General features: G+C 68.6%; 14 protein-coding genes. 6 read left to right on the forward strand and 8 right to left on the reverse strand.

The genetic code is table 11. The features are described 5' to 3' along the window. Positions 1–3: 3 nt before the first annotated feature. Positions 4–657 carry a GTP cyclohydrolase I FolE gene (gene folE, locus IT779_RS33975; protein ID WP_408637822.1) on the reverse strand — a complete coding sequence of 218 codons (654 nt, stop codon included), beginning with the start codon at positions 655–657 and terminating at the stop codon, positions 4–6. 177 nt (positions 658–834) lie between these two features. Next, positions 835–3,261, reverse strand: a complete 2,427-nt coding sequence (gene ftsH, locus IT779_RS33980; RefSeq protein WP_196153582.1) for an ATP-dependent zinc metalloprotease FtsH — start codon at positions 3,259–3,261, stop codon at positions 835–837. Between the two features lie 610 nt (positions 3,262–3,871). Here ftsH and IT779_RS33985 point away from each other — a divergent pair. Then, entirely contained in the window at positions 3,872–4,723 is an 852-nt protein-coding gene (locus IT779_RS33985; RefSeq protein WP_332839085.1) for a hypothetical protein, read from the forward strand. Positions 4,724–4,762: 39 nt separating this feature from the next. Here the strand turns inward: IT779_RS33985 and IT779_RS33990 are convergent, their stop codons facing one another. Continuing rightward, positions 4,763–5,584 (reverse strand): DUF1266 domain-containing protein, encoded by an 822-nt coding sequence (locus IT779_RS33990; protein WP_196153584.1) that lies wholly within the window; start codon positions 5,582–5,584, stop codon positions 4,763–4,765. 130 nt (positions 5,585–5,714) lie between these two features. Between IT779_RS33990 and IT779_RS33995 the strand changes: the two genes are divergently transcribed. Next, positions 5,715–5,960, forward strand: coding sequence for a DUF2277 domain-containing protein (locus IT779_RS33995; RefSeq protein ID WP_196153585.1), 246 nt, complete (start codon positions 5,715–5,717; stop codon positions 5,958–5,960). A 70-nt stretch (positions 5,961–6,030) separates the two neighbouring features. Here the strand turns inward: IT779_RS33995 and IT779_RS34000 are convergent, their stop codons facing one another. Next, on the reverse strand, positions 6,031–7,314 hold the full coding sequence (locus IT779_RS34000; protein ID WP_196153586.1) for a PucR family transcriptional regulator: 1,284 nt from the start codon (positions 7,312–7,314) through the stop codon (positions 6,031–6,033). 164 nt (positions 7,315–7,478) lie between these two features. On the opposite strand from IT779_RS34000, the gene IT779_RS34005 reads away from it, so the two are divergent. Together IT779_RS34005 and IT779_RS34010 are read left to right on the forward strand one after the other, a co-directional pair. Further along, positions 7,479–9,044 (forward strand): aldehyde dehydrogenase family protein, encoded by a 1,566-nt coding sequence (locus IT779_RS34005; protein ID WP_196153587.1) that lies wholly within the window; start codon positions 7,479–7,481, stop codon positions 9,042–9,044. Between the two features lie 472 nt (positions 9,045–9,516). Then, a complete protein-coding gene (locus IT779_RS34010; protein WP_196153588.1) occupies positions 9,517–10,395 on the forward strand; it encodes a LysR family transcriptional regulator in 879 nt (292 codons plus the stop codon). Positions 10,396–10,413: 18 nt separating this feature from the next. Here the strand turns inward: IT779_RS34010 and IT779_RS34015 are convergent, their stop codons facing one another. Beyond that, entirely contained in the window at positions 10,414–11,979 is a 1,566-nt protein-coding gene (locus IT779_RS34015) for an amidase (RefSeq protein WP_332839086.1), read from the reverse strand. A gap of 683 nt (positions 11,980–12,662) precedes the next feature. Between IT779_RS34015 and IT779_RS34020 the strand changes: the two genes are divergently transcribed. Both IT779_RS34020 and IT779_RS34025 read left to right on the forward strand, forming a co-directional pair. Further along, positions 12,663–15,314, forward strand: coding sequence for a serine/threonine-protein kinase (locus IT779_RS34020; RefSeq protein ID WP_196153589.1), 2,652 nt, complete (start codon positions 12,663–12,665; stop codon positions 15,312–15,314). A 2-nt stretch (positions 15,315–15,316) separates the two neighbouring features. Next, positions 15,317–17,407, forward strand: coding sequence for a serine/threonine protein kinase (locus IT779_RS34025; RefSeq protein WP_196153650.1), 2,091 nt, complete (start codon positions 15,317–15,319; stop codon positions 17,405–17,407). Here IT779_RS34025 and IT779_RS38650 read toward each other — a convergent pair. The 3 genes from IT779_RS38650 to tilS form a co-directional block, all read right to left on the reverse strand. Next, positions 17,404–17,535 carry a hypothetical protein gene (locus IT779_RS38650; RefSeq protein ID WP_269781695.1) on the reverse strand — a complete coding sequence of 44 codons (132 nt, stop codon included), beginning with the start codon at positions 17,533–17,535 and terminating at the stop codon, positions 17,404–17,406. The two genes, IT779_RS34025 and IT779_RS38650, sit on opposite strands and share 4 nt — an antisense overlap. Positions 17,536–17,608: 73 nt before the next feature. Beyond that, positions 17,609–18,163, reverse strand: a complete 555-nt coding sequence (gene hpt, locus IT779_RS34030; RefSeq protein ID WP_054816740.1) for a hypoxanthine phosphoribosyltransferase — start codon at positions 18,161–18,163, stop codon at positions 17,609–17,611. Between the two features lie 78 nt (positions 18,164–18,241). Continuing rightward, entirely contained in the window at positions 18,242–19,402 is a 1,161-nt protein-coding gene (gene tilS / locus IT779_RS34035; protein ID WP_196153590.1) for a tRNA lysidine(34) synthetase TilS, read from the reverse strand. Positions 19,403–19,405: the final 3 nt, after the last annotated feature.

Here is a 19,405-nt window from a genome sequence, read left to right on the forward strand (position 1 = left end):
CCCTCACTTTCGCAGGATGAGATCGAGCGCCTCGGAGCGCGAGGCGGCATTCGACTGTAGTAGGCCGCGGACGGCCGAGGTGGTGGTGCTGGCTCCCGGTTTGCGGATGCCGCGCATCGCCATGCACAGGTGTTCGGCCTCGACCACGACGATCGCGCCGCGCGGATCGAGTTTGCGCATCACCGCGTCGGCGATCTGGCTGGTCAGCCGTTCCTGGACCTGCGGGCGCTTGGCGTACAGGTCGACCAGTCTGGCCAGTTTGGACAGTCCGGTGACCCGCCCGTGAGGACCGGGGATGTATCCGACGTGCGCGACGCCGTGGAACGAGACCAGGTGGTGTTCGCAGGTGGAGTACATCGGGATATCGCGGACCAGCACCAGTTCCTGATGACCTTCGTCGAAGGTGGTGTTCAGGACACTGTCCGGTTCTTCGTAGAGGCCCGCGAACATCTCGCGATACGCCCGCGCCACCCGGCTCGGTGTGTCGAGCAGGCCGGGTCGGTCCGGGTCCTCGCCGACGGCGATCAACAGTTCGCGGATCGCCGCCTCGGCGCGCGGCTGGTCGAAAGGTCTGCCGGTATCGAGTGCGACCAGTCCGGGTGCGGCGGAGCCGTTCTGCCCGGCTCCCTCCGAACCATTTCGCGCTTGACCGACGATGTCATGCTTGGCCGACAATCGAGGACACCTCCAAAATCACGGGTGCAGGCAATCGATCGGCACCCCGCTGATCGAGGGTAATCGCCACTCGACCACGTTTGTTGTGGGACCCTCGCGTGATCGGTCACACGGGGTCGTCACGAATTCGACGCAGACTGTCCAGAAGTCCTGCGGAATTCAGTGCCTACCGTTCGGGCCTTCCCATTCGCGGGTATCGGCCTCGCCGTGCTTACCCGAGTCCCCGTGCCGACCCGATTCGCCGTGCCTGCCCTGTTCGCCGTAGCCGTCACCGTAACCCGGACCGTCGCCATAACCGGCGCCGTCGCCGCCCGCAGCCCGATGGCCCCACGACTGGTTGCCGCCGTTCTGCTCGCCCTGCCAACCGCCGCCGTAGCCCGGCTGCCCGGACGGCTGCGGCGTGTCCTCGCGCGGCGGCCAGCCCGGCGCCGACCAACCGGCGGGAGCGCCGTAATCAGGACGCGATCCGTGCGTCCCACCCTGACGCGGATACGCCGGGGCGGGCTGCGGCAGCGGATATCCGCCACCGGGCGGAGGCGGCACCGGGCGACCGTAGGACGGCTGCCCCTGATACCCCTCGGGCGGATAACCGTTGCCCGGCGCGGTGGCCGCCGCGGCGGCGGGCAGCGCCACCGGCTCCGGCGGCCAGGTCTCGCCGCGCTCCGCGGCCAGCTCGCCCGGCGTCTTCACCGGCGGCTTGTCCGAAGGCACGCGGTCGCCGAAATCGTTGAACGCGGTGATCCTCGGGCGCTTCTGCACCGCGGCGAGCAGCTCCTCGAGCTCCTTGCGGTGCAGGGTCTCCTTCTCCAGCAGCGCCGTTGCCAGCACGTCGAGCACGTCGCGGTATTCGTTGAGGATGGCCCATGCCTCGGTGTGCGCGGCCTCGATCAGGTTGCGCACCTCCTCGTCGATGGCGCCCGCGACCTCGTGCGAGTAGTCCGAACTCACGCCCATCGAGCGGCCGAGGAACGGATCGCCCTGCTCCTGGCCGTAGCGCACAGCGCCGAGACGCGAACTCATGCCGTATTCGGTGACCATGGCGCGGGCGATCTTGGTGGCCTGGTCGATATCGGAGGACGCGCCGGTGGTCGGCTCGTGGAACACCAGCTCCTCGGCGGCGCGCCCGCCCATCGCCATGACCAGCCGCGCGATCATCTCCGAGCGCGTCATCAGGCCCTTGTCGTCCTCGGGCACCGTCATCGCGTGACCGCCGGTGCGCCCGCGCGCCAGGATGGTGACCTTGTAGACCGGCTCGATATCCGGCATGGCCCAGGCCGCGAGGGTGTGTCCGCCCTCGTGGTAGGCGGTGATCTTCTTCTCGTGCTCGCTGATGATGCGGCTCTTGCGGCGCGGACCGCCGATCACGCGATCGACCGACTCCTCCAGCGCGTCGCCGGTGATGACCGCGCCGTTCTCGCGCGCGGTGAGCAGCGCCGCCTCGTTGATGACATTGGCCAGATCCGCACCGGACATGCCGACCGTGCGCTTGGCGAGACCGTCCAGGTCGGCGTCGGTCGAGATCGGCTTGCCTTGGGAATGCACGCGCAGGATCGCCCGGCGGCCCGCCAGGTCGGGATTGCCGACCGGGATCTGCCGGTCGAAGCGGCCGGGGCGAAGCAGCGCGGGGTCCAGGATGTCGGGGCGGTTGGTGGCGGCGATCAGGATGATGCCGGTGCGGTCGCCGAAGCCGTCCATCTCGACCAGCAGCTGGTTGAGGGTCTGCTCGCGCTCGTCGTGGCCGCCGCCGAGTCCGGCGCCGCGCTGGCGGCCGACCGCGTCGATCTCGTCGACGAAGATGATGCACGGACTGTTCTGCTTGGCCTGTTCGAACAGGTCGCGCACACGCGAGGCGCCGACACCGACGAACATCTCGACGAAGTCCGAGCCGGAGATCGTGAAGAACGGCACACCGGCTTCGCCCGCGACCGCGCGCGCCAGCAGCGTCTTACCGGTGCCCGGCGGGCCGTAGAGCAGCACGCCCTTAGGGATCTTCGCGCCGAGGGCCTGGTAGCGCACCGGATTCTGGAGGAAGTCCTTGATCTCGTAGAGCTCCTCGACCGCCTCGTCGGCGCCCGCCACATCCGCGAACGTGGTCTTCGGCATGTCCTTGGACAACTGTTTGGCCTTCGACTTGCCGAAGCCCATCATGCCGCCGCGACCACCGCCCTGCATGCGGGCCATCACGAAGATGAACAGGCCGAGCAGGATCACCATGGGCAGCACGAGCAGCAGGATCTGGGTGAACCAGCTGTCCTGCTTGACGGCCGTGTCGTACGGCGCGCCGGACTTCTGCACGGCCTGGAAGATCTGGCTCGAGGTCTCGCTGCCGCCCGGATACTTCGTGATGATCTTGGTCTGGCCGCCGGTGGCGTCGTTGCCGTTGTTCAGCTCGATCCGCAGCTGCTGCTCGCGGTCGTCGATCTGAACCTTCTTGACGTTCTGCTTGTCGTCGAGCTGGCTCAGCGCCACCGACGTGTCGACGTTCTTCCAGCCGCGCGTGTCGTTGCCGAAATAGCTGAACGCATAGACCACGAGCAGGATGCCCGCGATTATGGCCAGGGTGCGAAACACAGTCTTGCGGTTCATAGAGCGTCGGCCGGGTGGCCAGTCCTTTCCGGTGTCTCCGGTGCTGCCTAGCGCTGCGCTTTCCCACACCCTCGCTCCCCCGCGTGCGGGTGAGTTTCGGATGCGGACATGCCACGTTACCGCGTACGGTCTACTCGATACATCGCGCAGTTCGGCAGTTGGTGCAGTTCGACAGGTAAACGGCCGGGGAACGACGGTGGTTCCCGAGATCCTCGCTCCGGTTTACCCCGAGTCGTCACAATCATGGCATGTTCGGCCTATCGTGAGCGACGACACAACATCTCGCCGCGGGTGACAACCCGGACGGCGGCACGAAAGGCAGCGGCCACGACACGACGGGCAGCGGCCACGAGGAGGTCAGCGGTATCCCACGCGGCGGTCACGAAACGGCCATGACGGACCGGGACGGGCGTCCGAGTGCGGCGACGACAAGGTAGCGAGTAATCCCGCCACGCGCGGGTACCAAGGCGGTATCGCACACCCGGCGAACTCCGCATCAGACAAGAGCGCAGGGGGTATGGACATAGTCGAGCTACGGACACCCACAGCGATAGTGCGGCACGGCCGAGGGCGTTTGATCGTCCTGCGTCCGGGCAGCGAAGGCGAGCGCGTGCTCGATGTGCCGGTGACCGATCTGCTGAAGGTCAGGTTGAGCAGGCGCGCCGACGACGCGGTCGTGATCGAGATCTACCTGCGCTACCCCACCCCGGTCCTGACCGGCGTGCCCGCCGACCGCACCCCGCTGCCTGTGCTCATCGCCGAGCACGACGTGCCTGCGGCAGCGGAGATCGTCGAGCGGATCAACAGCCAGATCCTGGCCGGTCAGCGCATCGACGTGACCGCTCCCGACCTGAATCCGCCCGCACCGACCTGGGCCGAGTCCGGGCCGACCCGCGCCGACGTCGAGCGTGCGGCGCAGCGGATGTCGCAGCGGCGTGACACCGGCGGCGCGGTCACCGCGCTGAACCGCTACGTCACCGCCGAGGAATACGTGCTGGAGACCGCGGTCGCCATCGCGCATTCGCCGGTCGGCGGCGGACTCGGTCTGCTCGCCGCGACCACCGAGCGGCTGCTGTTCATCTCCCTCGACCCCGACGACCCCTTCGCCCACGAACTGCCGATCCCGGCGGTGCTGTGGGCGCGGACCACCGAGGGTGCGCCGTCGGCGCCGGGCGAGGTCGGCGCGCGTGGCCAATCCGGCATGGACGTGCACGACGGCAACATCACCCTGCATTTCTCGGGGGCCGAACGCGCCGATATCGACAGGGTCACCTGCGCGGTGAATTTCGCGGTGCGCCGCGATTCCGCCGACGGCGCCGCCGGACCGGCCGATCCCGGTGTGGCGCAACTGTATTCGGAGTGGGAACTGCTGGTCGAGCGGCATTCGCTCGGCATGGTCGACGACGCGCAGTTCCAGCGTTACGGCCGCGGCATCCTGCGGTCGCTGCCCGACGGCGGATGAGCCGGTGGCGGCGGACGAACCGCCGCCACCGCGACCCGTTCAGGCGTCGTTGAGAGCGACCCGCCTCCACGGGCTCGTCGGGCGCAGCCACAGCCGCAGCAACTCCATACGGCGGTCGACGCCACCGTTCTTGAGTTCGGCGAGGTCCTCGCACGCCTGCCAGTAGGTCCAGCCCGCCAGGTAGGCGTCGCCGAACTGACGCCAGTTGCGGTACTTGCGCTGCGCGAGCGGCAGCGCCCGCATCAGGTAGCTCCACGCGGCGTCGGATTCGAGGTAGCCCGCGGTGAACGCCATCCGCGCCACCGCGACCACACGGGCCAGATCCCAGGCGTGGATGTCGCTGGGCAGCGGGCGTGCCAGGTGTTCGGTGAATCCGATCTTGATGGCTTGGGACCAGATGTCGTAGTCGCGGACCAGCGCCTCGGGATTGTCCATGCCGCGGAAGGAGCCGACCTGCCGCAGGAACGCGCGGTGCCGGTCGGCGCGCTCGCCGAAGCGGTCGCGTTCGCTGGCGTTGATGGAGGCCATCACCAGGGGATGCACCAGCGCGTACAGGGGCGCGTGCATGCCCTCGAGCAGCTGTTCCATCGAAGCCTGCGCCTCGGTGCCGTCGGTGATGCCCCAGGCGCCGGTGAGGGTATCGATGGCGAGTTCACGCCGGTCGCCGAGCGGGTGTTCGCGTTCGGGCCCGAGCAGCAGGGCGTCGTGGAAGGCGTCCCAGCGAGTGGAGTAGAAACCACCGAGGGCGAGCGAGCGCAATTCGTCGTCGGATATCGCCGCTCCCGACCAATGGTCTTCTTCCCTCTTGTCCAGCTCTTCGTAGGGGAAGGTGGTCAACGGGGGTACACCGCGGGCTGGCATGGCATCGATTGTTCCCCATCTACCCGTCCCGGGTCACGGTTGTCGCGGATGCGCCGATTTCGGCGCGGAATTTTCATACAGTCGCAAACTTGTCCTGCCGTATCGCATATTCGAGGACTAATCTGCACCCATGCGTGACAACATCACCCTTCTGCGTGGTCTGGAACCTGCCGCTACCGAGCAGGAAATCTACGCCGCCGCACTACAGTACGTGCGGACGGTCGGTGGTGTCTCCGGCCTGAGCACCGCGACCAAGGCCGCCGTCGACAAGGCGGTCACCGCGATCGCGGCGGCCACAACCCAACTACTCGCGGACCTGCCGAGCCACCCGACGCCATCGGCCGCGGATTCCCCGCTGCGCACCGGCTCCGACTAGCGGTATTCCGACAGCGCATTCAGGACCCCGGATTTTCCGGGGCGACATTCCCGACGCCGCGCCGACTTTCTCACGGCAGCGCGTCGAGTCCGTAGGCATCCACACAGGCCAACGCAATTTCCAGGGGCAGACCGCGCTGTTCGATCGAATGCCCGAGCAGCTCCTCGATGCGCTGAATCCGGTAGCGCACCGTGTTCTTGTGAACTCCGAGCATTTTCGCGGCGCCCTCGGGACTGCGATGTGCCGACAGATAAGCGTGTAGCGTCTCGCGCAGCCGCGCCGCATTGGCGTCACGGCCCGCGAGCGCGCGCAATTCCCTGGTGACGAGTCCGCGCATGGCCGCCTCGTCGGAACCCGCCAGATAGGCGATCTCGACCGCGCGGTACGCGGTCACCCTCGATTCCCGCGCAGGCCCGCGCTCGGCCACCTGACGCGCCGCCATCGCCTCCCGATGACTGTCCCGAAACCCCGCGACCTGCGCGGCGGGCACCCCGAATGCGACCCGCACCGGCGCCTCGACCGCGCCGAACGCGAGCCGTTGCACCGCGGCCGCGGCGGTCAGGTCGGCGGCTAGCACCGCGTCGTCGAAACCGATCCATACCCACATGCCGCCGGAACCCGACGGCAGGGTCAGCACCCGCGCGCTGCCGAGCGCACCGGCCAACCTGGTCGCGGTGCGTTCGAGCAGGCCGAGCATCTCCCCGTCCTGGCCGGGTTCGTTGGCCCACAGCACGCAGGCCAGGTGGTGTTGGGACAGCCGGTAGCCCAGGCGCGTCGACGCCTGCTCGATATCGAGGTCGTCGCCCGCGAGGATCGCGTGCACGGTCTCGGTGCGGCGGTTCAGCGCGGCGCGCAGCACGCGTTCACGCTCGGCCATGTAGGTGTCGGTGAGCCGCTCCACCGACATGCTCACCCATTTGGTGGCGCGATCGAACAGCCGGAGCATGATCGCGCGCTCGAGTTCCGGCGGCGGCCTGCGCTCGTCCACGGCGTCGGTCATGTACTCGAGGACCGCGTCCATGCCCGCGTGGTAGGTCCGCAGCAGCACCCGCAGTTCGTAGCCACGTCGCGCGATGGTGCGCGCCAGGGTGTGCGCATCCTCGGGCAGGACGAATTCGAATGTGTCCGAGGTCAGGACGCCGAGCATGGCGCGGCCCTGTGAGCGGGTGCTCGCGGCGAGGTCGCGGCGCATGTCGCGGTCGGCGAGTTCGGGTACGCGGGCCACGATGGCGCCGTCGATGCGGGCCACGACGCGGTCGAGGGTTTCGGCGCGCATGGTCTCGTAGGCGTAGTCGGTGAGCCAGTCCCGCACCTCGTCGCTTTCGGGTCCGACGCGCTCCGGTGCCACCGCCATCGCCGATAACCCTTTCCCTCGCCTGCCGGTCGCGCGCGGCGACATGCTTTGTATCCCGAACACAAATTCATCGAGTTTCATTGACATAACGGGCCAAGAAACTCCTCGACGATTGTGCCACGATCATAGAATAGTGAGCTGATTCACACGTGGGAGAACGAGCAGTGACCGATACCGAGCGGGTGCGCGCCGCCGAAGCGGCCGTCATCGAGGTGCGCAATCCCGGAACCGGCGCGATCGTCGGCGCCGTGACCGACCACACCGCCGACGACGTCGCGGCCGCCGTGCGCGAATTGCGGCTCTTCCAACCGGAATGGGAGGCCATCGGCGCCGACGGCCGCAAGCAATGGCTGCTGAAACTCCAGGACTGGCTGCTCGACAACACCGAACACCTGGCGGACGTACTCCAGTCCGAGACCTCGAAACCGCGCGCCGACGCGCTCATCGACCCGACCTTCGGCGCCGACGTCACCGGCTACTACGCCCGCCGCGCCGCGAAATTCCTCGCCGACGACCACCCGTCGCCGCACAGCCCGCTGGCCAGGGTCAAGAAACTGACCACCGCCTACCGACCGTATCCGGTGGTCGGCGTGATCACCCCGTGGAACTTCCCGCTCGCCATGCCGATCATGGACGTGATCCCGGCGCTCGCGGCGGGCGCCGCGGTGGTGCTCAAACCCTCCGAGGTGACCCCGCTCTCGGCGCTCGAACTCGCGCGCGGCTGGGCCGAGATCGGCGCGCCGCCGGTCTTCGCGGTGCTCACCGGCGGCGGCGCCACGGGTGCGGCCGTGGTCGACAACGCCGACTACATCCAGTTCACCGGGTCGACCGCGACGGGTCGGCGGATCGCGGCGGCCTGCGTCGAGCGACTCGTCCCGTACAGCCTCGAACTCGGCGGCAAGGATCCGGCCATCGTGCTCGCCGACGCCGACATCGACCGCGCCGCGCACGGCATCGCCTTCGGCGGCATGTTCAACGCCGGACAGGTGTGCATCTCGGTGGAGCGCGTCTACGTGGAAGCTCCCGTCTACGACGAGTTCGTCGCGAAGTTGACCGAGAACGTGAAGGCGCTGCGCCAAGGCATCGACGGGCGCGGCCTGAACCACGACGTGGGCGCGCTCGCCAACGAGAACCAGGTCCGAATCGTGCAGCGGCACGTGGACGAGGCCGTCGCCGCGGGCGCCAGGGTGTTGACCGGCGGCAAACGCACCGGAGAAGGCACCTTCTTCGAACCGACCGTGCTGGTCGACGTGCACCAAGGCATGTCGTGCGTGGCCGAGGAGACCTTCGGCCCGACCCTGCCGGTGCTGCGGGTGGCCGACGAGGACGAGGCCGTCCGGTTGGCCAACGATTCCGTCTACGGGCTCTCGGCGTCGGTGTGGACCGGGGACAAGGACCGCGGCGAGCGCATCGCGCGGCGGTTGAACGCGGGCGCGGTCAATATCAACGACGTGTTCGCCAACCTGTTCTCCTACGCGCTGCCCATGGGTGGCTGGGGTCAGTCCGGGGTCGGCGCGCGCTGGGGCGGCGCGAGCGGTGTCCGCAAATACTGCCGCCAGCAGGCCATCACCAAGCCGATTCTGCCGACGCAGCGCAAGGAGCTGTTCTGGTATCCGGTGAAGCCGTCGAATCTGTTGATCGCGCTCGGGGCGATGCGAGCCGCGGGTGCGCGCGGACTGCGCCGGGTCGATCTGCCCGCGCTGCTGAAGTCGACCGGGCACCGGGGATGAGCGCGGCCCCGACGAGGTTGTCGTCATCGGTGGCGGGCGCGCGTCATCGGCCTGAGGACTACGCCGCGCGGTCTTCCCGATCGGCGATACCGACGGGTGCCGAACTCGGCTGAATCGCCGCCGTCACAGACACGCAAACTTTTTTGTGACTGAAATCACATATCTTGTGTTCAGGATCACCTACTGGACACTCGACCGATTTCCTGGATGGTCACCGACGCATGAGACGTCACCGAAACGGCGGTACGCCGACCCGAAACCTCACCCGTTTGAGCTGGTCAAGTGTCCATTCCTGGTCGGACATTATGGACGATCGCGCGACTGCCGAAGATTAGCCCAGTACGCAGTGCATTGGACCGTTCTAAGCAATATGCTGTGTCTAACAAACCCGATGACGGTTTCTGGACCCGTATCCGAACTTTCCGGCTTGATAAGGCTGGAAATTCCCGACCAATTCTGATAGCAAGAGGCTATGGACCCGCATTTGCGCGACCTGCGGTATTTCGTCGCCGTCGCTGAGGAACTGCATTTCACCAACGCCGCTCAGCGGCTGCACATCGCACAACCGACTCTGTCGCGTCAGATTCGCCAGCTGGAACGTCAGCTCGACGTGGTCCTGTTCGACCGCAACCAGCGCAGTGTCGCGCTGACCGTCGCCGGTAAGGAACTGCTCGAAGGCGCACGCAAGATCCTGGAGCTCTGGGAAGTCACCAACGTCTCGCTCCAGGAAGCGGGTGAGGTGCTGCGCGTCGGCATCCAATCCGCGCTCGGCCGAGGGCTGCTCAACGACCTGGAAAGCGCGAGCGGACACCGACTCGCCCTGCACGCGGCGTCGTGGACCGACCCGTCAAGCGGACTCGCCGGTCGACAAGCCGACCTCGCCCTGGTCTGGTTACCGTTACCCGATCCGAACCGCTATCGATGGCAGGTCTTACGCACCGAACCGCGTTGGGTGCTGCTGCCGGAGAACCACGCGCTCGCCGACCAGGAAGCCATCGAGTTCGGCGACCTGCTCGACGAACCGTTCATCGCGCTGCCCTCGGAAGCGGGCGCGGTGCGCGACTTCTGGCTAGGCAATGACGGACGCAACGGCCGCGCGCCCAGGATCGGCGCCGAAGCGGCCACCCCCGAGGACAAACTGGAGGCCGTCAGCCTCGGGCTCGGCGTCTGCCTGCTCGCCGAGAACAATGTGCCGATGTACCGGTGGCCCGGGCTGACGGCGCGCCCGGTCGCCGGGCTGCCGCCCTGCGAACTCGCGGTGGCCTGGCGGGCCGACGACTCCCGCCCGACCATCCTCGAATTCGCGGGCCGCGCCGTCGACGGCGGATTCAGCGCCACCTCGCCGAACTGAGCGAGTCCGTGGCGGCGCTCACCGAACGAGGCGTCGCCACGGTTTGCGCGCCTCCAACCGCGCCGCCAAGCGCAGCAACGTGGATTCCGCGCCGGGCGGCCCGGCCAACTGGGCCGCGACCGGAGTCCGCGAACGAGTGTGGGTCCCCATCGGAACGGACGCAGCGGGCCAACCGACCAGATTCCATATCGGGGTGAAAGGCGTGAATCGCGCGAGGGCGAGAAGATCCGCGAGCCTGCCTCTGGCGCCGTTGTTGCGGGCGCGGGGCGGCGGGGCGGCCAACGTCGGAGTGATCACGACGTCGTAGTGCTCGAACAGTTCCAGTAATCGTGATTCGATCCGGTCGATCTGCGCGGGTCGCACCAGGCCTAGTCGGTGGATCGCTCTGCCGACGGCGAGATGGCGGCGAGTTCTCGGCTGTAGTCGTTCGGGCTGCTCGGGTAGGTCTTCGCGGGGTAGTTCGGCGGTGTACCACCGTAATAGCGCGGCCAGTGCGGCGGGACCTTGCGGTAGTACGACGGGTTCGACGGTGTGGCCATCGGCCGCCGCCAGCTCGGCGGCTTCCATCGCCGCGGCGGTCCACTGCCGGTCCACCCGGAACATCCGGTGCGGCGGGTCGACGGCCACACCGATCCGTAGTCGGTCCGGCGGGTCGAGATCGGCCAGATCAGGACGCGCGGCCAGTACCGAGAGCGCGAGCGCCGCGTCCGCGACCGACGTCGCGAGCACGCCGTTCTCGGCCAGCCCGCCCCAACTGTCGAGCCCGATCAGCGCGGGCGCCACATACCTGCCCGGTTTGATGCCGAACACACCGGCACAGGCCGCGCCGACCCGTACCGCGCCCACACCGTCCGCGGCGGTGGCGACCGGCACCGCGCCCGCCGCCACCGCCGCGGCCGCCGCGGCACTGCCGCGCACCCGGTTCCACGGATTGCGGGTGAGCGGTTCGGTGTCGTCCGACAGCGGCCACAGCCCGAATTCGGAAGTGCCGGTCAAGCCGGTCACCACCGCGCCCGCCGCGCGCAGCCGCGTCACCGCGGGATGATCCGACTCCGCCACCCCCGACCCGCGCGGCACCGCCTCACCCGCCACCGCCAGACTGCGCTCGACCGCCACCGGAACCCCGGCCATGGGCAGCACATCCAGATCCGACCGCTGCTCCAGCGCGACCGCGTCGCGACGAGCGCGTTCCTCGCGAACAACGGTGAACGCGTTGATCTTCCGATCGCGCTCGACCATCCGCACCAACGCTTCCGCCACGATCTCGGTCGGCGTGCGCAGGCCCTCGTGCACCGCCGCGACCGTCGCGATCGCCGTGCGATCGCGCACGAGACCGCCGAAGGAACCCCGCGATTCACCGACGGCGCCGCCTCGATTCGCCCGTGTCGCAACGACGGTCGGCGCACCCGCTCGGGCCGGGTCATCGGGGCCCGGCACACCGCCCGCCGGACGCGCCACCGCCACCGAGCCATCCGCCGAGCCCGAAACATCCACCGAGCGCGACACATCCACCGAGCCCGACTCAACCGCCGAACCCGACTCACCCACCGAACCCGACACACCCACCGAACCCGACTCAGCCACTGGGCGTGCACCGTCTGCCGGCGCGGGTACGACCGGCGAGAATTCGCCGGCGGTATGCCCCGAGGCAGCCTGGTGCGCCATCGGCGTGTCCGGGAATGTCGGTCTCGGCGCGGCGTAGATCACACCGACGGGCTCCGGCGCGGGCGGCGGCACGGAGGTCTCGATCTCGGCTATTTCCTCGTGAACCGCGCCGTCGAGGCCGTCCGTCGAGGCTGCGCTCGACTCCGGCTGATTTCCGGCAATCATCGAGGTTGGGGCGCCGGGAGTGCGGTCGCCCGCCGGACTCGCCTCGGCGATTTCCTCCTGACCGGGTACTTGTGCTTCGATGACCGGGAGCGGCTCGCTCGGACGGGGAGATCCCTCATCCGCGAAGTCGCCATCCGCTACCGATCGGACTTCGGTCGCCGCGGGATCGCTTCCGGGGCTACGACCGGGTACATCGCCTTCGTGAATCGACTCGGCTACCGCCTCCGAGCCCTGTGCGCGCGCCACAATGTCGTACATGCTGATTCGCCCCCGTCGCGTCGTCGTCGAAATCGGGTGATCCGCTGTTGAGCCGCAAGTTATCATTCCGAATACTGCTCGGGGGATGATGACATCGGGTGTGGCGGAATTTCTCCGGCGCAACTACCGACCGATCAGCCGTGGACGCGCCGTCGTCCCCCGAGCCACTAGGTCCCAGAATGAGTGCCGAGTCCGATAGATATCCCGGTCAGGACACGGGTTCCAACGGAGGAGCCGGTGGCCGACGTTCGTCGTCGACAGCCGAAGCCAACGCGGTCGACGCGTTCGCCGCAGCCTGGGACGCCGCGGCCCGCGCCGCCGCGGCCGGTCAACCCGTGCCCGATCTGCCCGAGATCGCGGCGTACCTGCCCGACGCCATGACCTTGCGCAGGGAGGCGCTGGTCGAACTGATCCGCGTCGACCTGTATCACCGCTGGCTGCGCCGCCCCGCGCCCGACAACCGCCCCGCACCCGAGGCCGCCCGACGCAAACGACTCGACGACTACTGCGCCGAATTCCCCGAACTCGACCGCGACGCCATCCCCGCCGGACTCGTGTACGAGGAATTCGTGGTCCGGCGCCACAGCGGCGAACGGGTCGACCCGCGCGAATGCCTGCGCGAATACCCGCGCCAAGCCGACGAACTGCGCGACCTGCTGAACACCGACGACATCGACCAGAGCACCCGCAGGGCGGCATTCGAGGACTCCACCCGAGCCGCCGCCCCGCCGACGGCTCCGGTCGCGCCCGACGACGATCTCACCCGCACCGCGCGAGTGCCCGCACCGGATTTGAACCGAACCGACACCCCATCTCGTGATACCGATGTGAATCGAACGGCGGAGGCCACCGCGACGGCGGCCATGAACCGGACGGGCACGGCGGATTCGACCGCGCAGGCGGATCTCAGCGGAACCGCCACCGCTGTCGCGACGACCGCGGGCCAGGAGCCGGGACTTTTCCATGTGCTCGACCGCATCCAGATCGGTCAGCGCATCGATGACTTCGACCTGCTGACCGGTCTCGGCAGCGGCGCGTTCGCGCGGGTGTTCCTGGCCAGGCAGCGGTCACTGCAGCGGCTGGTCGCGGTGAAGATCTCCGCCGACCACGGCACCGAACCGCAGACCCTCGCCCAACTCGACCACGACTACATCGTGCGCGTCTTCGACCAGCGGCTGCTCGAGACCGGCGACGAACTCGCGGGCGAGTCGCGGCGACTACGGCTGCTCTACATGCAGTTCCTGCCCGGCGGCACCCTGCTCGGCGTGCTGCGCTGGGTACGGGCCACCCCGCAGGCCGAACGCAGCGGGCAACTGTTGCTCGACGCGGTGGACGCCGCCATGGAGGAGAAGGGCGAGATCCGCCCGACCGATTCCAGCGTGCGCGCCGAACTCGCGTCGCTGAGCTGGCCGGAAACCGTGGCCTGGCTCGGGCGCAGACTCGCCGAAGCCCTCGAATACGCCTCCGACCACGGTGTGCTGCACCGCGACGTGAAACCGGCCAACGTGCTGCTCACCGCCGAGGGCGTGCCGAAACTCGCCGACTTCAACATCAGTTTCAGCCGCAATGTGGAAGGCACGAGCCCGGTCGCCTATTTCGGCGGCTCGCTGGCGTACATGTCGCCGGAACAGTTGGAGGCATGCCACCCCGGCAGGCACCGCAGCGCCGCCGACCTCGACACCCGCGCCGACATCTACTCACTCGGCGTGGTGCTGTGGGAACTGCTGACCGGCGCGAAACCCTTCGACGACTCCACCGCGGGCGCGAGCACCCACGGCGACGACACCACCCTCGAGGCGATGCTCGAGCGCCGCAGCGCGGGCGTCGAGGAGCCCGCGCTGCAACGGGTGCCGCCGGACTGCCCGGCCGCGCTGCGCCGCGTCCTGCTGACCTGCCTCGAACCCGACCGGGCCGACCGGTGGGCGAGCGGCGAAGTCCTCGCCAAACAGCTCGAACTGTGCCTCGATCCGCGCGCGCGGGAACTGGTCGACCCCAAGCCGGGCAGTTGGCGGCTGCGGTTGCGCCGGTGGATCGTGCTCATCCTGCTGCTCGCGATCGGCGTGCCGAACGTGCTGGCCTCGCTGTACAACATCCAGCACAATCAGCAGTTGATCGTCGACCGGATGACCGAGGACGCGCAACGCACCTTCCTCATCATCACCAGCGTCGTGAACACGGTGTTCTTCCCGGCCGGGCTGCTGCTCATCGTCTACATGTCCAGATACGTGCTCTCGGTGCCGCGCGGATTACGCAAGGGGCGACGCTACGACGCGGCCACCTTGCGGCGCGCCCGAGCCGACGCGCTGCTGCTCGGCGAACGCGCGGTGGCGGTGCCGTTCGCGCTGTGGGTCATGGCGGGCATCACCTTCCCGATCGCGCTGCAACTGTCGACCGGTGAGATCACCATGGGCTCGGTCGTGCATTTCCTGGCATCGCTGCTGGTGTGCGGCGCGATCGCGGCCTCGTACCCGTTCTTCCTCGCGACCTTCTACATCGTGCGCTGCATCTACCCGATCTTCCTTCGGCACGGCGAGATCAGCGCCGAGGACGCGGTGTGGCTGCGCAACCTGGACCGGCGCTGCAACGGTTACCTCGCCATCGCGGCCTCGGTGCCGCTGCTCGCCGTTGCGGGCGTCACCTTCCTGCCTCCGGGCGACATCCCCGCGGTGATCGTCGCGGTCCGGGTGCTGTGCGCGGGCGGCATCATCGCCTTCGTCGGGTCGTATCTGTTGTTCCGTGCGCTCGAAGCGGATCTGCGGGCGCTGGAACGTGTGGTCGCGCCCGGCAGCGACGAACGCGCGGTGCGGGCGGGAGCGGAGCCGCCCCGGTGACCATGCACTGGTCCGACACCATCGCACGGTTCACCGCGGACTGGCGGCGTTCGCTGCACGACGACCGCACACCGCCGGAACTCGCCGACTACATACCCGACGGCGGCGCGGCGCGAGTCGCCGTACTCGCCGACCTGATCCGCATCGATCTGCGGCACCGCTGGGAACGGGCGGGCGACGGTCGACCGGTGTCCGCCTACCGCGCGGAATATCCCGAGGTCGCGTCGCCGCCGGTACTGGTCGACCTGGTGTGCGAGGAGTTCGCGGCGCGCAGCGGGCACGCGCCGCTCACGCTGGAGGAATTCCTCACCGACTATCCGGATGTGGCGACCGAGGTGCGCGAACGCCTCGCCGACGAAGCGCAGCGCGCCGACGACAACGCCCTGATCCTCGACCGCCCCGTCGACGACATCGCGCCGGGGCAGCGCATCGACGACTTCGATCTGCTCACCGATCTCGGCGCGGGACACCTCGGCCGCACCTTCCTGGCCAGGCAGTTGTCCATGCAGCGGCTGGTCGCGGTGCGTTTCTCGACCGGACGCGGCGGCGACCGGATCGCGCCGCTGGATCATCCGCATATCGCGCGGGTGTTCGACCAGCGGAATCTGATCGTGCCCGCGGGCGCGGGCACGCGGTTCGGCAGACTCGTCTACTCCCAGTACGTGCCGGGCGGCACCGCGCGCGACCTGCTCGACCAACGCCGCACCGGACCCGAATCCGACGGCGGCGCACTGCTGTTGCGCGCGGTCGACGCCGAGATGGAACGCCGCGGCGAGATCCGGTCCGCCGACTCGCGGGTGCGCGCCGAAATCGCGGCGCTCACCTGGCCGGAAACCGTGGCGCGGGTGGGCAGGCGGCTCGCCGAGGCCGTCGACTACGCGGACCGGCACGGGGTGCGCTACCGGGTCGTCACCCCCGACGATGTGCTGTTCAGCGCGGCGGGCGAACCCAAACTCGGCGAATTCGCCGACGACGGCGTGCGGGGGCTGCCCTACCGCGCGCCGGAGGACCGAGGGGCCGCGAACACACCTGATCAGCGGGCCTGCGTGTACTCGCTCGGCGTCCTGCTGTGGGAACTGCTCACCGGCGAACGCCCGGTGACACTCGAGTCGGGAGGTGGGATCGCGCCCGACTCGCTGCGGCGATTGCCCGCCGACTGCCCGCCCGCGCTGCTCCGCGTACTGTCGACCTGCCTGGAATCCGAGCCGGGCAGGCGCTGGTCGAGCGGTGCGATCCTGGCCGAGCAGTTGGATCTGTGTCTCGACCCGCGCGCCCGCGATCTGGTCGACCCGCCGACCGACAGTCTCCGACTGCGGTTGCGGCGCTGGCGGATTCCGCTGATCACCCTGGCCGTGCTCGTACCGAATATGCTCGCCTCGATCTACAACATCGACTACACCCGACAGCTCATCAGCAGCCAACTCTCCGAACAGGCCGTGCAGCAACTCAGAATCGGCACCGCCGTCGTCAACACGGTCGGATTCGGTTTCGGCACCGTCGTTCTCGTCTGGTTCGCCCGGCACTTGATCTTCGTTCCGTACGGATTACGCAGGGGCGGAACCTACTCCGCCGAGACCTTGCGCCGCGCCCGCACCGACACCATCCGCTTCGGCGGCCGCGCCAGTATCGTGATCTTCGCCATGTGGATGCTGGCGGGCAGTTCGTTCCCGATCGTGATCCGCGGCACCAGCGACGCGATAACCGCCTACGACTACACGCATTTCGTGGCCGCGCATGCCCTCTGCGGCGCCATCGCCCTCGTCTACCCGTTCTTCCTGGTGAACTTCTACGTGGTGCGCTGCCTGTACCCGATCTTCCTCGCCCACGGCGAGATCAGCGACGAGGACGCGGCACGCCTGCGCAAACTACGCCGCCGCAGCGGCATCTGGCTCATAGCCGCCGCCTCCATCCCCCTCACCGCCGTAGCGGGCGCCACCCTCCTCGCCCCCACCGACCTCGAACAGATCATCATCGAAGTCCGCGTCCTCGCCATAGCCAGTGTCATCGCCTTCGTAGGCGTCTACCTACTGTTCCTCGCCATGGAAAACGACCTACGCGCCCTCGAACGAGTCCAAGCCCCAACCCCCACCTAACCGACCTCGCCACGCCCCAGCTCGGACAACGCGGCGGGCGCCACCGAGATCTCGAAAGGATCGGTGACGGTCAGAATCTGGTTACCGATAACGGCACTGTGCCCGACATACCGGCCGCGTTCCAGCATCAGCACCTCGATTCGAGGTACGGGGCGGAAAGTCGACTGTCCGACCTCAGCATAGGCCGGTGGTGGGGGGAAATCAGCCGCCGTAGACCTTGGGGTCGAGGGTGCCGATGTAGGGGAGGTCGCGGTAGCGCTCGGCGTAGTCGAGGCCGTAGCCGACGACGAATTCGTTCGGGATGTCGAAGCCGACGTGGGCGACCTCGACGGGGGTGCGCAGGGCGTCGGGTTTGCGGAGCAGGGTGACGACCTCGAGGGAGGCGGGGTTGCGGGTGGAGAGGTTGCGCTTGAGCCAGGACAGGGTGAGGCCGGAGTCGATGATGTCCTCGACGATCAGGACGTTGCGGCCCGCGATGTCCTTGTCCAGGTCCTTCATGATGCGCACCACACCCGAGGACGAGGTGGACGAGCCGTAGGACGACACCGCCATGAACTCCATCTGGGTTGGGATCGGCAGTGCCTTGGCCAGATCGGTCATGAAGAAGATCGCGCCCTTGAGCACACCGACCAGCAGCAGATCACCCTCGGGTGCGCCGACCGGGTAGCGTTTGGCGATCAACTCGGCCAGTTCCTGGGTTTTGGCGGCGATTTGGTCCTGGGTGATCAGCACCGACGCGATGTCGTCCTCGTACACGAGGTTGGTGTCCTTCCGTGGTCGTCGGCCCCGCAGGCCGAACCCGATCCGGCAATCAGTCACGACGTGGACGCCGAGCTAGCGTCCGCGCAGTGTCAGCCTGCCATGTTCGCGCGCGGCAACCAACCTCGTGCCGGATCGGGCTCGGCCCGAGGGTCCGCCGCCCACCGCGACACCACCCTGCCCGCGCCACGCCGTCACCAAGGCGTCGACGGCACGCAAATGCTTGTCGGTCAGCGCTTTCGCACCGCCGCGCAGCAGCCACAGCCGGATCGCCCTGCGGCGCAGGGCGTCGGGCGCGGTGGCGAGGATCTCGACCGACAGCGTGATCTCATCACCGCCACCGCTCTCAAGGAGACCGCCCTCGAAAGCACCGCCGCCCTGACCGGCGGAATCGGCGGCCTCGAAATCACCGTCGCCCTCGCCGCCGCCGAAATCAGCGCCCTCGAAGGCGCCAGGTCTGGCACCGTTCCGAATCGCACGATCCAGCAACTCCTCGGCCAGCGCGTCGAGCACCGCACCGTCCTCACGCAGGTGACTCGCGGTACGCGCCAGCGCCTCGGCCACTCCCCCGCCGAGCACGTCCTCGAGCAGCGGCAACACCTCGTGCCGCACCCTGACCCTGGTGAACTCCGGCGCGCTGTTGTGCGGATCCTCGTACGGCCGCAGTGCGAGATCCGCGCACAACGCCCTGGTCACCGCCCGGCGCACGCCCAGCAGCGGGCGACCCCACGGTTCGGTGTAGGTCGCCATCCCGCGAATGGACCGCCCACCCGACCCGCGCGCGAGCCCGAGCAACACCGTCTCGGCTTGATCATCCAGAGTGTGACCGAGCAACACCGGAGCACCCGCGCGCGCCGCGTCCAACGCCGCATACCTCGCCCGGCGCGCCGCGGCCTCCATCCCACCCTCCGACCCGACCGACACCGCGAGCACCCGCGCCGACCGACACCCGAGCGCCGACGCCACCCGCGCCGCCTCCCCGGCCACCTCCGCCGAACCCTCTTGCAGACCGTGATCGACGATCAGCGCATCCACCTGCGGCGCCTCGACCACCGCCGCGGCCGTGAGCGCCAACGAATCCGCACCACCGGACAACGCCACCGCCACCGCACCCGCGCCATCCGCACCGAACTCACGCAACCACCGGCGCACCGCCAACCGCACCTCGAGCACCGCCGCCGTCTCCGGCAACCTACGCGGCTCGATCGGAGGAGGAACTCCAACTACACGGCCCATACC

This window comes from Nocardia bovistercoris (assembly GCF_015674855.1).
GTDB lineage: Bacteria > Actinomycetota > Actinomycetes > Mycobacteriales > Mycobacteriaceae > Nocardia > Nocardia bovistercoris.